At 72.8% G+C, this 12,275-nt stretch carries 14 protein-coding genes; 5 read left to right on the top strand and 9 right to left on the bottom strand.

Annotated elements, in window-relative coordinates; genetic code table 11:
• Positions 1-54: 54 nt before the first annotated feature.
• Positions 55-519: a hypothetical protein gene (locus tag ACFV9Q_RS26300; protein WP_377236871.1), complete on the bottom strand. Its 465-nt coding sequence runs from the start codon at positions 517-519 to the stop codon at positions 55-57.
• Here ACFV9Q_RS26300 and ACFV9Q_RS26295 point away from each other — a divergent pair.
• The 4 genes from ACFV9Q_RS26295 to ACFV9Q_RS26280 all read left to right on the top strand — a co-directional run bounded on the left by ACFV9Q_RS26295 (position 496) and on the right by ACFV9Q_RS26280 (position 3,379).
• On the top strand, positions 496-1,206 hold the full coding sequence (locus ACFV9Q_RS26295; RefSeq protein WP_377236870.1) for an RNA polymerase sigma factor: 711 nt from the start codon (positions 496-498) through the stop codon (positions 1,204-1,206). The two genes, ACFV9Q_RS26300 and ACFV9Q_RS26295, sit on opposite strands and share 24 nt — an antisense overlap.
• A gap of 1 nt (position 1,207) precedes the next feature.
• Positions 1,208-1,693, top strand: a complete 486-nt coding sequence (locus tag ACFV9Q_RS26290; protein WP_377236869.1) for a hypothetical protein — start codon at positions 1,208-1,210, stop codon at positions 1,691-1,693.
• Between the two features lie 86 nt (positions 1,694-1,779).
• Positions 1,780-2,652, top strand: coding sequence for a CPBP family intramembrane glutamic endopeptidase (locus tag ACFV9Q_RS26285; RefSeq protein WP_377236868.1), 873 nt, complete (start codon positions 1,780-1,782; stop codon positions 2,650-2,652).
• A 13-nt stretch (positions 2,653-2,665) separates the two neighbouring features.
• On the top strand, positions 2,666-3,379 hold the full coding sequence (locus tag ACFV9Q_RS26280; RefSeq protein WP_377236867.1) for a MerR family transcriptional regulator: 714 nt from the start codon (positions 2,666-2,668) through the stop codon (positions 3,377-3,379).
• Here ACFV9Q_RS26280 and ACFV9Q_RS26275 read toward each other — a convergent pair.
• Together ACFV9Q_RS26275 and ACFV9Q_RS26270 are read right to left on the bottom strand one after the other, a co-directional pair.
• Complete coding sequence (locus tag ACFV9Q_RS26275) at positions 3,376-3,825, bottom strand: nuclear transport factor 2 family protein (protein WP_377236866.1); 450 nt, start codon at positions 3,823-3,825, stop codon at positions 3,376-3,378. The genes ACFV9Q_RS26280 and ACFV9Q_RS26275 overlap by 4 nt on opposite strands.
• A 65-nt stretch (positions 3,826-3,890) precedes the next feature.
• Positions 3,891-5,087 (bottom strand): MFS transporter, encoded by a 1,197-nt coding sequence (locus tag ACFV9Q_RS26270; RefSeq protein WP_377236865.1) that lies wholly within the window; start codon positions 5,085-5,087, stop codon positions 3,891-3,893.
• Positions 5,088-5,183: 96 nt separating this feature from the next.
• On the opposite strand from ACFV9Q_RS26270, the gene ACFV9Q_RS26265 reads away from it, so the two are divergent.
• Positions 5,184-5,777 (top strand): TetR family transcriptional regulator, encoded by a 594-nt coding sequence (locus tag ACFV9Q_RS26265; RefSeq protein WP_377236864.1) that lies wholly within the window; start codon positions 5,184-5,186, stop codon positions 5,775-5,777.
• Positions 5,778-5,819: 42 nt separating this feature from the next.
• Here the strand turns inward: ACFV9Q_RS26265 and ACFV9Q_RS26260 are convergent, their stop codons facing one another.
• From ACFV9Q_RS26260 to ACFV9Q_RS26235, 6 genes are all read right to left on the bottom strand, one after another.
• A complete protein-coding gene (locus ACFV9Q_RS26260; RefSeq protein ID WP_377236863.1) occupies positions 5,820-6,629 on the bottom strand; it encodes a maleylpyruvate isomerase family mycothiol-dependent enzyme in 810 nt (269 codons plus the stop codon).
• A 71-nt stretch (positions 6,630-6,700) separates the two neighbouring features.
• Positions 6,701-7,150, bottom strand: a complete 450-nt coding sequence (locus ACFV9Q_RS26255) for a hypothetical protein (protein ID WP_377236862.1) — start codon at positions 7,148-7,150, stop codon at positions 6,701-6,703.
• Between the two features lie 44 nt (positions 7,151-7,194).
• Positions 7,195-8,409 carry a sulfotransferase family protein gene (locus ACFV9Q_RS26250; protein ID WP_377236861.1) on the bottom strand — a complete coding sequence of 405 codons (1,215 nt, stop codon included), beginning with the start codon at positions 8,407-8,409 and terminating at the stop codon, positions 7,195-7,197.
• Positions 8,410-8,473: 64 nt separating this feature from the next.
• Positions 8,474-9,766 carry a hypothetical protein gene (locus tag ACFV9Q_RS26245; protein ID WP_377236860.1) on the bottom strand — a complete coding sequence of 431 codons (1,293 nt, stop codon included), beginning with the start codon at positions 9,764-9,766 and terminating at the stop codon, positions 8,474-8,476.
• 201 nt (positions 9,767-9,967) lie between these two features.
• A complete protein-coding gene (locus tag ACFV9Q_RS26240) occupies positions 9,968-11,011 on the bottom strand; it encodes an NAD(P)-dependent alcohol dehydrogenase (protein WP_377236859.1) in 1,044 nt (347 codons plus the stop codon).
• Positions 10,999-12,270, bottom strand: a complete 1,272-nt coding sequence (locus tag ACFV9Q_RS26235) for an MFS transporter (protein WP_377236858.1) — start codon at positions 12,268-12,270, stop codon at positions 10,999-11,001. Before ACFV9Q_RS26235 ends, ACFV9Q_RS26240 begins: the two co-directional genes overlap by 13 nt.
• Positions 12,271-12,275 lie beyond the last annotated feature (5 nt).

Here is a 12,275-nt window from a genome sequence, read left to right as displayed (position 1 = left end):
GTTCTCCGCACCCACCACCCCCGCCCGTCCGCCTGCGGGTCGTCGGGGTCGGGCTCAGCCGGTGACGACGAGGCCCTGCGCGGGCTCGCCCGGGACCGACGGGACGGGCCGCGGGTCACGCTGATCGGTGGGTCCGGTCTCGCTCGGAGCCGCCGGGGCGGGCGACGGCGCGCGCTGGTCGGAGGGCTCGGACTCGCTCGAAGCGGCCGGGACCGGCGACGGCTCCCCCTCGTCCGAGGGTTCCGGTGCGGCCTCGGCGGGCGCCGGGGCGCCGTCCTCGGCGGGCCGCGGCGCGGCGTCCTCCGCGGGCTGCGACGCGGTGCCGGTGGCGACCGACGGCACGGCCGACGGCTCCTCCAGGACGGCGGCGCTGGCCTGCGTGCAGGCCGTGGCCAGCAGCGCGACGGCGAGCGCCCCGCCCGCGGCGGTGACGCCGCGGACGGCCGAGCTCCAGGTGCCACGACGGCGCGGGGCCGGGGCGGTGGTCGGTGGGACGTGAGTTTTCGGGTTGAGAGTCACGCAGCGGTCAGTGTGCGCCGGGGCGCCTCCCGTCACCGTCCCGGGGTGTGGCGTGGTCCACACCGGCAGACTGTGACGACGGGGGCGTTGCCGGACACCGACCCTTGTGCAGACCCGCGCCCGCCATCGCACCCGCCACTGGAGACCACACTGTCCACTCACGCCGAGCCGCGCGACCTCGCACGGGGCACGCTGACACCGGAGCAGACCGAGGCACTGGTCGACGAGCACGCCCGCGCCGTGCACCGTTACGCGCGCACGCGGCTGAGCGCCGCCGAGGCAGAGGACGTCGTGGCCGAGGTGTTCCTCATCGCCTGGCGCAAGGGCGAGGTGCCCGACGAGCCGCGCACCTGGCTGCTCGCGATCGCCCGGCGGGTGCTGGCCAACCAGGTCCGCGCCGACCGACGGCGGGCCGCCCTCGCGGACCGGGCGATGCGGCATCCCGCGCCGCCCGGGCAGGACGACGCGCGGCTGGTCGACGAGCTCGACCTGCTGCACCGCGCCCTGGCGCTCCTGCGCCCGGCCGACCGTGAGGTGGTCGAGCTGCTGGCGGCCGCCGAGCTCAGCACCGGGGAGCTGGCCCGCGTGCTCGGCTGCTCCGCGACGACGGCGGCGACCCGCCTGTACCGGGCCAGACGGCGGCTGCGCGCCGCGTACCGCACCGTGACCGAAGGCCAGGAGGACTGACATGAGAGCGCTGAAGAGAGCGCAGGGCGACCCCCTGGCACGGGCCCGCCGGGCGCTGGACCAGGTCGACGACGAGCTGGACCTGGCCCGCGTCCACGCCGTGACGTCCGGTCACGGCCGGGCGGGCGCGGACCCGCTCCCCCTGGACGAGGACGCCGAGCCCCGGGTGGAGATCCTGACGCCCGGGCAGCGGCCCGCGCGTCCCCGCCGTCGGGCGGCCGCCTGGGCGCTGGCGGCGACCGTCGCACTGCTGTGCGGCGCGGGCGTGGGCGCGGCCGCGCTCTGGTCCGGGCCCGGCGAGACGGTTCCCGGGGCGACGCCGCCCGCGTCCCCGGCGCCCGAGCGGACCGGGCCGACCCAGCCGCCGGCGCAGGAGCCGAGCCCGGACCCGCGCGAGTGCTCGCGGGCCTACCCGACGCCGTCGGCCACACCCGAACCCTCGACGGACGAGCTGCCGTCGGACGCCTGCGACGCGTCCGAGCCGTGACCACTCGCTTGCCTCTGCCCCTCGGGCACAGTGTCCACTCGGAGGTGGACCACATCGGCCCGCCTCCGAGAGAAAGTTCGATCATCGTGCGCACCACAGAACCCGGCGTCGACGCTTCGCGGCCGTTCGGCGCCCACCTGCGGATGAGCTGGTGGAAGCCGCTCGTCGTCCTCGTCGTGCCGGCGCTGGGGATGGTCGTGCTCCAGGTCGTCTTCTACCAGGTGGTCGGCGTCATCGAGGGCAGCGACGACCCGATGTCGGCCACCTTCACGCCGCTGAAGCTCCTGGCGATCAACCTGAGCGTGGCGCTGTCGGGCGTCCTGGCGGTCCTGCTGCTGGCGCGACTGGCCCGGGTGTCGTGGCGCAGCCTCATCAGCTTCCCCCGGGCGTTCGACGGCCGGCGTCTGGCGCAGTACCTGCTCGCCGCCGCCGTGCTGGTCGGGGCCGGGATCGGCGTCGTCGCGCTGGTCGCGCCCGAGTCCCCGGGCTGGGTCGCGTTCGGCGTCTCCGGGACGACGATCCTGATGCTCGTGATCACGCTCGTGAGCACCCCGCTCCAGTCCGTGGGCGAGGAGCTGATGTACCGCAGCGCCGTCCTGCCCGCGGCCGCGTCCTGGGTGCGCGCGGTGCGCCCGGCGCTCGCCGTCGGGCTCGTGGTCTCCAGCCTGGCCTTCGCCGTGGTCCACGGCTCCAGCGACCCCTGGCTGTTCGGCTACTACACGTTCATCGGCGTCGCCACGGGCCTGATGGCGATCATCAGCCGCGGCATCGAGGCGCCCGCCGCGTTCCACGTCGCCAACAACGTCCTCTTCTCCAGCGTCAACACCCTGATGGCGGACGGCGAGGGCTACACCATCGACCGCTCCACGGACACCGGCGACCCGTCCCTGCTGATCCTCGCCGGTGTCAACGTGGCCATGGTCGTCCTGGTCTGGTTCCGGGAGCGCCGAGCACGATGAGCTGGAGCACGCGATGAGCTGGAGCACGCGCGAGGTCGCCGAGCTGTCGGGCACGACGGTGAAGACCGTGCGGTACTACCACGAGGTCGGCCTGCTGGAGGAGCCCGAGCGCGAGCCCAACGGGTACAACAAGCGCTACGAGGTGCGCCACCTGACCCGGCTCCTGCAGATCAAGCGGCTGACCGGCCTCGGCCTGTCGCTGGCGCAGGTCGCGGACCTGGGGACGGCGGGCGACGGTCAGTCCTCGGTGTTCCAGGAGATCGACGTCGAGCTCGCGGCGACCGTCGAACGGATCCAGGGCATCCGGCAGGAGCTGGCCACGCTGGCCCAGCCGGGCGCGACGCCCGACGTCCCCACCGCGTTCCACGGCGTCGCGGGGCGCCTGCGCGACAACGACCGCGCGCTCCTGACGGTCTACGCCCAGCTCTTCACCGCGGAGTCGATGGACGCACTGAGCGAGCTCCTGCGGGCCAACCCCCACGAGGCGGTCGACGAGGCCTTCCGCGACCTGCCCCCGGACGCGGACGAGGCCACCCGGCAGGCGCTCGCCGAGCGGATGGCCCCGTTCGTCGGCGCCAACCGGTCGGTGACCATGGAGCCCCGGGCCACGACGCCGCGCCAGGCCGAGGCCGCGCGGAACGCCGTGGACCAGGCCCTGCAGGCGCTGTACAGCTCGGCCCAGCTCGACGTGCTGCGCCGGGCGCAACAGCTGAGTGCCCCGGACTAGGGGCGGGCAGCCGCCGAGACCGCCCAGCTGTCCTCGAGCATGTGGTAGCGCGTGATCAGCCCGGCGTCGTCGACGGAGATGTCGAAGACGTACTCGCTGTCCATGAGGCGACCGGTGGCGATCACCCGGGCACGGAAGGTGCCCAGCACCGCGGCACGGTTCCCGTCCGCCATGATCGTGTCGACCTCGAACGCCTCGGGCCGGACGTTCTCGCCGAGCTGGGCGAAGTGCTCGGCGACCCCGGCCCGGCCGACCTTGCGGCCGATCCAGGGCACGTTCTCGGCGTCGCCCTGGATGAACCAGTCGACGTTCTCGTGGAAGCGTTCGGCGAGCTCCTCGGGCGTGGCCCCGGCGAGCCGCGCGTCGAAGTACGCGTTCACCACGGTGCGGACGAGCGAGTCGCTCGGCTGGTCGGTCGGGCCTGGGACGGTGGTTCCGGTGGTCATCTGGGTCTCCCTGAGGGTTCGGTGGTTGTGCGGTTCGGTGGTGGTGGGGATCTGGAGGTTCGAGGTCATGCGGCGAGGGCGCGCCCGCGTTGCACGGCCCAGATCAGCAGCGCGAGCAGCAGCAGGACGCCGGCGGCGGTCATGATCACCGGCCAGCCGCCGAGGCCCCACAGCAGGCCGGCGAGCGCGGAACCGATGGTGCCGCCGATGAAGTTGCCGACGACGAACACGGTGTTGAGGCGGCTGCGCCCGGACGGGTCGAGCGACATCATGCGGGTCTGGAGCAGGACCTGCGCCGCCTGCACACCGATGGAGTACAGCGCGATCGAGACGACGACGGCGACGATCGAGCCCGGCGCGACGCCTGAGACCACGAACGACGCGAGCGACACGACGAGGCCGACGCCGATGGCGGGCGTCGCCAGGCCGCGGTCGTACAGGCGGCCGACCTGCTGTGCCGCGAGCGCGCCCAGGATGCCGACGAGGCTGAGCAGGCCGATCCGGGTCGCCGAGAAGTTGAACGGCTCGCCCGAGAGCAGCAGCGTCAGCCCGGTCCAGTACAGCGTGAAGGTGGCCATCGCCGCGGCGCCCATGAGGCCGAGCCAGCGGGCGGCCGCGCTCGTCACCCAGGTACGGAGCACGGAGGCCAGGAGTGAGCCGTAGCCGATGCGGGCGCGCGGCTCGAGCCGCGGCAGCAGCCGGTACATCACCGACGCCAGCACGAGCATCACGACGGCGACGATCCCGTACAGGGCGCGCCAGCCGACGAGATCGGTCACGACGCCGCTGACGGCCCGGGCGATCAGGATCCCGAGCAGCACGCCGGACACGACGGTGCCGATCACCCGGCCGCGCTGCTCGTCCGTCGCGAGGTCACCCGCGAGCGGGGCGAGAAGCTGCCCGGACACGGTGCTCGCGCCGACGAGGGCGAGGGCCACGAGCAGCACCGGGAAGCTCGGGGCAACGGCGCTGACGCCGAGCATGCCGCCGGAGAGCAGCAGGAACGCCGGGATCATGACCTTGCGGTCGACGATGTCGCCGAGCGGGACGAGAAAGAACACACCGACGGCGTACCCGACCTGTGTCACGGTGATGAGCACGCTCGCCGCGCTCGCCGTGGTGCCGAACTCATCGGCGATGGTGTCGAGGATGGGCTGCGACCAGTAGAGGTTGCCGACCGCCGCACCCCCGGCGAGGGCAAGGAGAAAGGCCAGGCCCCCGGTCACTCCCTGGCGCCGGCGGACCTCGGTTGGTGCTGACATGACCACGTTAACAACGCCAACGTTGGCGTTGTTCCCGGGGAGTACCGTTGACCTCAGCAGGCAACGCTTCCGTTGGTCGACAGTGAGGATTCGCCCGTGGTCAGGGACGTCGAGGGCACAAAACGCAAGATCATCGAGGCCGCGACCGCGGAGTTCGTCGCGCACGGGCCCGACGGCACGACCATCGAACGGATCGCCCGGCGTGCCGGCGTCAACAAGGAGCGCGTCTACAACTACTACGGTGGCAAGCCCGAGCTGTTCGCCGTGGTGCTGAGCGAGCAGTTCGCCACGACGGCGGACGCGGTGCCGCTCGACGCGACGGACGCCGACGCCCTCGGCGAGTTCGCCGGGCGGCTCTACGACTACAGCCGCGAGCGCCCCGAGTTCGTCCGTCTGCTCATGTGGGAGGCCCTGTCGTTCTCCGGCGAGGTTCCCGACGAGGCGCAGCGACGCAGCACGTATCAGAGCAGATCAGCCGTCATCGAGGAAGGTCAGGCCGCCGGGCGTGTGACGTCGACGCTCGCACCGGAGGTGCTCCACTTCATCGTCCTCGCGATCGCCGCGTACTGGACGGTGCTGCCCCAGGTGGCGCGCATGGTGACCGGCACGACGGCCGAGGACCCCGAGGACACGGCGCGACGCCGGGCGAGCGTCGTCGCCGCGGCCAGGCGCCTTGCCGATCCCGCGTGATCACGCCGCCCTGATCAGATCCCGGCCGCCGCGGAGCGCAGGTCAGTCCGCGACGTGCGCCGTGTTGTCCAGCCAGTGCCGCACGAGCCCGTCGTCCCCCTCGACGCCGACGCCGACGCCGTCACCGGCGCCCAGCGGGATCCGCCGGGTCAGCATCAGCAGCAGCGCCCCCGCGGTTCCCGTCACCGTCACGTCGGCCGGCCGGCTCCCGGGCTGCCAGGTCGCGCCTTCCGGCCGCCGCTCGACGAACCACGCGCCGTCGCCGTCCGCGGTGTCGGTGGCCCGCAGCTGAAGGACCTGCCCGGTGCCCCGGATCGCGTGGGCGGACTCGGGCCGCAGCGCCGCCCACGTGGGCGAGGTGAGCATCGCGAGGTGGTGGCCGACGAGCTCGGCCGCCACGGCGGCGTCGATGTCGACCCGCGGCGGCCCACCGGTCGCGCCGGTGCCGTCGAACGCGTGCACGACCGACTCGTTGAGCTCGTTGATCAGCCAGAACCGCACCCCGGACCGCTCGTCCCCCGCGGCGTTGAAGACCTGCGCGTCGAGCGCGTCGTCGGAGAACGCGGACGCGACCCGCACCGAGGACTCCGCCAGCCACTCGGTCCACCGACCGGGGTCGGCGGGGAGGTCGGGCACGTCCGTGGGCAGGTCAGCGGGGTCGGTGATCCGCCGCTCGATGATCTGCGCGGTCCAGTGCTGGGTCTGGCCCACGTGCGTGACCAGGTCCGCGACGGTCCAGTCCGGGGCGGTCGGTACGGGAGCGTCCGGCCCGGCCGCGGCGGCCGCCTCCGCCAGGCGCCCGGTGTGCTCGACGATCGCCCGGCGGGCGTGGTCCGTCGTCAGCTCGGTCATCGCGTCGTCCGTTCCCTCGGTCGGTCGTTCCCTGGCTGACGAGGGACGCCGGCCGAACTCATCGACCGCCGTCACGCCTCGACGGTAACCTCCACGGCCGCGCCGCTCATGTCGAACCGCACCGCCGGCCAGTAGCCGTCCAGCAGGTGCTCCCCGCAGGAGTCGTCGAGGTGCAGCACCACCTCACCGTCCGCGTGCACCTCGACCGTCTGCAGCACGAGGTCGCGCGCGGCGTCGGCGAGCTCCTCCGCCGTCGGGGTGCGTTCGCTGAGCTCCGCCACGACCGCGTCGGTGGCCCGCCGGTGCCAGCCCGCCGGGTCGGCGAAGAACGCCGCGAGACGGGGCAGCAACGCGGCGGCCTCGACGGGATCGGTCGCACGGAGCATGAGCTCGGGGCCGCCGTCGGCGGCGGTGTCCGCGGCGTACCAGTCGTGGACCAGGATCTCGCCGTCCGTCAGCGTGGTCGTGGCGCGGGCGAGCTCGCCCCAGGCGGACGGGACGGTCGCGGCGTCGTCAGGCATGCGCCGATGCTAGCGAGCGGCGCACGCCTGACGACGATCGGCGGTCAGAGCTCGACGGCCGCCTCGGCGTCGCGCATGTCGAGGCGGTCCAGCAGCCGGTTGTACGGCGCGAACGTCTGCTCGACCTCGGCCGGGTCGAGGTAGTGGGACAGGTCGTACTGGTGCGAGGGGGTGCCCTTGGGCTTGGCGATCACGTCGGCCAGGTTCTCCTGGTCGCGGGTGGTCCAGGTGGCCCCGATCGCGGCGTACAGCCGGGGCACCTCGGTGAACGGGTCGGCGGACAGCTTGTGGTACGGCACGTCCACGATGGAGGCCGGCGGCAGGCTCCGCCGCAGCTCCAGGCCCCGCTCGACCTGCGTGAACAGGTGGTCCAGGGCGAACCTCCCGATCTCCTTGCGATCGGTGTCGTGCTGGTACATGCCCCAGAACGTCTCCACGAGACTGCAGAACGAGCCGATGACCGTGACCGGGTCACGGTGGGTCCACACGAACGTCGCGTCCGGGAACACCTTCCGGATGACGTCCATGTCCTCCAGGTGCGCCGGGTACTTCAGCACCCACCGCTTGGGCTCGCGCCCGTGCTGCAGCACCTGCAGCGCCCGCTTGAGGTACTCGTAGTCGGCGGTCACGTCCCGCCCGGCCGCCCAGGCGGAGTAGGAGGGCATGAGGCCGTGCAGGATCGGCCAGTGACTGCCGTGGGGCAGGATGAACATCGACTCCTCGGGCTTGTCGATGTTGATCGGGTGGATGTGCGGGATGTCGGGCGCGAACTTCTCCATCATGGCCGCGCCCTGCTGGAGCTGCTTGATCAGCTTCCGGGCGGACTGCGGGTCGTCCAGGCCGGTGGTCTGCATCTCCCACAGCAGCGGGGCGCGGTGGTCGGGCGAGGCCGACAGGACCCGGTGGGCCAGGGTCGTGGCGGTGCGCGGCAGCCCGCACACGATCACCGGTGCGGCGATCTCCTCCTCTGCGATCCGCGGGCGCTCGGCCAGCATGCGGTCGATCCGCAGCCGGTTGACGTACCGGGCCTTGACGTCGGCGGTGATGAGGTACCAGCCCAGCGGCGACAGCCGGGGCATCTCGGCCGCCGCCCGCACGACCACCGCGAGCTCGGCGGCGAACCGGGGGTCGGCGGTCCCGGCTTCCTTCTCGACCTGCGCGACCGCCTTGGCCCAGGACGCGTCCGGGTCCTGGTAGCCCTTGATCACAGGGGCTAGCACGGTGTTCAGCACGCGGGTCGTGCGGGAAGTGCGACTCACTGGTCCTCCGGGGATGTATGTAGATATGCTCGTCGGGACGTGCTCGGGTGTGGACGTGCTCGGGTCAGCCGGCCAGGCCGGTGGGGCGGAGCGTGACCGGCAGCGACGCGGGGCGGCGGAAGCGGAAGTCGGGTGCCCAGCGGATCTGCTCGGCGCCGGTCGTGAGCACGGGTTCGACCTGGCGCAGGAGCGTCTCGACCGCGGTGCGGACGATCAGCCGGGCCTGGCGGGGCGCGGGGCACCGGTGGGCGCCCGCACCCCAGGCCAGGTGGGCCCGGTTGCCGAGCCCGTCCCAGGTGCCGTCGCCGCGGATGCTGGGGTCCGAGGCCGCCGCCCCGACGGCCAGGAGGACGGCGTCCCCGGGCTCGACGTAGGCGCCGTCCCCGAACAGGTGCCCCTCCTTGACGGCGAACCGGGGCGCCATGACGGTCACCGGCGACGCGTCCCACAGGACCTCGTCCAGCGCCTCGTCGGTCCCGAGCCGCCCGCCGGCCAGCCGCCGGGCGAACTGCTGGTCGCTCAGGGCGAGCAGCAGCGCCTGCCCCAGCCACGCCTGCATGCCCAGGCTCGCCCCGGTAGCCACCGACAGCATCCCGGCCACCGCCTCGTCGGTGCCCTCGTAGGCGGCGTGCTGCGCGAGCAGGCCGGACGGCGTCGGGCCGCCGTTGGCGTCGCGTCCCATGACCTGCCCGCCGAGCACGAAGCTCAGCTCGTCGACGCTCGCGGCATCGCCCTCCCCTGCCGCGAGGGCGTCGGCGATCTCGAACACCTGGCGGCCGGTCGCGGGGTCCAGCCCCAGGACGGTGCCGAACGCGAGACGGGTCACCGGGAGCACGTACTGGCGCATCAGGTCGACCTCCCGGTCGGCCCCGTACTCGCGACCGAGCTCGTCGAGCACCTGGTCGCACGCCGCCCGGGTGACGCGGCCGACCTCGGCGGCGTCGACGGCCTCCAGCATCTCGTCCAGCGGTCCGCGCAGCCGGGCGTGCACCGGCCCGGACGCCGTCTCCACCCGCTGCCCGACCCGGGGCCGGAACAACGACCGCAGCGGGGCGGGCAGCGACCCCGGCTCCCCGTTCCAGACGCCGGTGTCGGTCGTCACCATGCTGGAGTCCCGGGCGAGCATGACGATGGTCTGGTACCCGCTCACCAGCCAGGCTCGCGCACCGGACCCGAGATCGACCGGGAGGGCCTCGCCCCACTCCTGCCGCAGGCCGGACCACGCGGCGTCGATGTCGCGCGCCGAGAGCACGTCGCCCAGCACCGGGACCGTCTCGGGGTCGTACAGGCGCATCCGGTACCCGCCGGAGGCCGAGCCGTCCAGCACCGAGCCCGAGCCGCGCGCAGCCACAGTCACATTCGGATCCGTCATCGTCCTCTTCCGCCAAGGGCCAGGGCGAGATTTCCCAGACGACAGAGACGATAGCGACATATAGGCCGTATCAGGCCTTTTTCACCACCCCTGGTTTCCCTTCCGATTCCAGACCGTGGAACGACCACGCCGAAGCTCCTCGACCGGGGCACCGGCGCCGTGTCGCAGGCCGCCGTTGTCGTGTGCTCAGGCAAACGTCTTGGTGTCGATGACGAAGCGGTAGCGCACGTCGGACGCGAGGACGCGCTGGTAGGCCTCGTTGATGGAGTCGGCGCCGATGAGCTCCGTCTCGGGCAGGATGTCGTGCTCGGCGCAGAACTCGAGCATCTCCTGCGTGACCTTGATCCCGCCGTTGGCGGAGCCCGCGATGGAGCGGCGGTGGGTGATCAGCTTCATCGGGGTGACGCTCAGGGCGTCCGTCGGCGCGCCGAGCAGGACGAGGGTGCCGTTGACGGCGAGGAGGTCCACGTACCGGTCGTAGTCCAGGCCCGCGGAGACGGTCGAGAGGATCAGGTCGTACTCCCCCTGGTGCTCGTGGAGCGTCTGCGGGTCCTCGGTCGCGAAGTAGTGGTCCGCCCCGAACGCGAGGCCGTCGTCCTTCTTCGCGAGGGTGCGCGAGAGCACGGTGACCTCGGCGCCGAGGGCGTGGGCGAGCTTGACGCCGACGTGGCCGAGTCCGCCCATGCCGATGATCGCGACCCTCGTACCGGGGCCTGCATTCCAGTGCTTGAGCGGGGAGTACAGGGTGACGCCCGCGCACAGCAACGGGGCGACCTTCTCCAGCGGCAGCGACTCGGGGATGCTGAGCACGAAGCGCTCGTGGACGACGGTGGCCTGCGAGTAGCCGCCCTGGGTGATGCTGCCGTCGACATCGACCCCGGCGTAGGTCTGGATGTTGCCTCGCAGGCAGTACACCTCTTCGCCGTCGACGCACTGCTCGCACTCGCCGCACGAGCCGGACTCGCAGCCGACGCCGACGCGGTCGCCGACCCTGTGTCCGGTGACCTCGGAGCCGATCGCGGCGACGTGGCCGACGATCTCGTGCCCGACGACCTGCGGGTAGGCGATCTCGCCCCACTCACCGCGGACGGTGTGGATGTCGGAGTGGCAGATCCCGGCGTAGTCGATCTCGATGAGGACGTCGTGCGGACCGAGGTCGCGCCGTTCGATCGTCATCGGCTCCAGGGGTGCGGTCGCGGACACCGCGCCGTAGGCGTTCACAGTGCGCATGATGGGTTCTCCGTTCGTGGTGGGTAAGGGTTCGCCGGCCCCTGTCGACGTCGGGACCCGATCGCGAGGGCGGCCGTGGGCACGAGGGTGAGCGCGACGACGGCGGTGCCGACTGCCGCGGGACCGTCGAGGCCGAGGGGCGAGGCGAGCGCGGCTCCGCCGAGGCCGGTGCCGATGGCGGTCCCGACGTTGAAGGCGGCCACGCTGAGTGCCGAGCCCATCGTGGCGGCGCGACCTGCGTGGCTCACCGCGAGGTGGATCAGGACGCCGTTGGCGCTGAGCCCGAACAGTCCGAGGAGTGCGACCAGGGCGATCAGCGCGGGCGCGGACCCGGACAGCAAGGCGATGCCGAGCAGGATGACGGTGGTCACAGCCGGAGTCATGACGGTCACCAGGCGCGGGTGGGCGTCACCCAGGCGGCCGCCGACGAGTGTCCCGGCGAACGAGCCGACGCCGAACACGGTCAGGACGAGCGGCACCAAGGTGGGCGACACCCCCGCCTGGTCGGTGAGCACCGGTGCGATGAACGAGTACGCGGCGAGCACCCCGCCGGTGGTCGTGACGCACGCGGCCAGCACGAGCCACAGCCGCGCCGAGCGCAGGTCGGCCAGCTCGGTGCGCAGGGACTCGGCCCGCTGAGCAGGTACATCGCGAGGCACGAGGCGGGCGATGAACATGCTCGCCACCGCGGCCGCGACCGCCAGCGCCCAGAACGTCCCGCGCCAGCCCACCGCCTGCGCGACGAGGGCGCCGAGCGGCACGCCGAGCACGGTGGCGAGCGAGCCACCGGCCCCGACGACGCTGATCGCGCGCGAGCCCAGGGCGGGGCCTGCCTCGCGGGCTGCGACGACGGCGGCCACCGCCCAGAACGCCCCGGTCGCCAGGGCCGTGACGAACCGGGCGACCATCAGAAGCGTCAGGTCGGAGGCGAGCGCGACGAAGACGTGCCCAAGGACGAAGACTGCGAGGGCCAGAAGCAGCGTCGTACGCCTGGACAGCCGTGTGGTCAGCAGCGCCATCGAGGGGGCTCCGACCACCATCCCGACGGCGAACACCGTGATGAGCGAGCCGGCCGAGGCCAGCGTGATCCGCAGGTCACCGGCGATCTCAGGCAGGATGCCCGCCACGACGAACTCTGTCGTCAGCATCAGGAACGTGCCGAGCGCGAGCACGTAGGCGACCAGCGGCAGCCGGTTCGCCGACGGGACGTCGGTGGAGGGACGGGCCCGGACCAGAGCCGTTCGGGCTTCCTCGGTCATGGATG

The organism is Promicromonospora sp. NPDC059942, assembly GCF_042731755.1.
Taxonomy (GTDB): Bacteria; Actinomycetota; Actinomycetes; order Actinomycetales; family Cellulomonadaceae; genus Promicromonospora.
The sequence above is the reverse complement of the archived record's forward strand: the minus strand, read 5'-3'. Positions and strand labels throughout refer to the sequence as shown.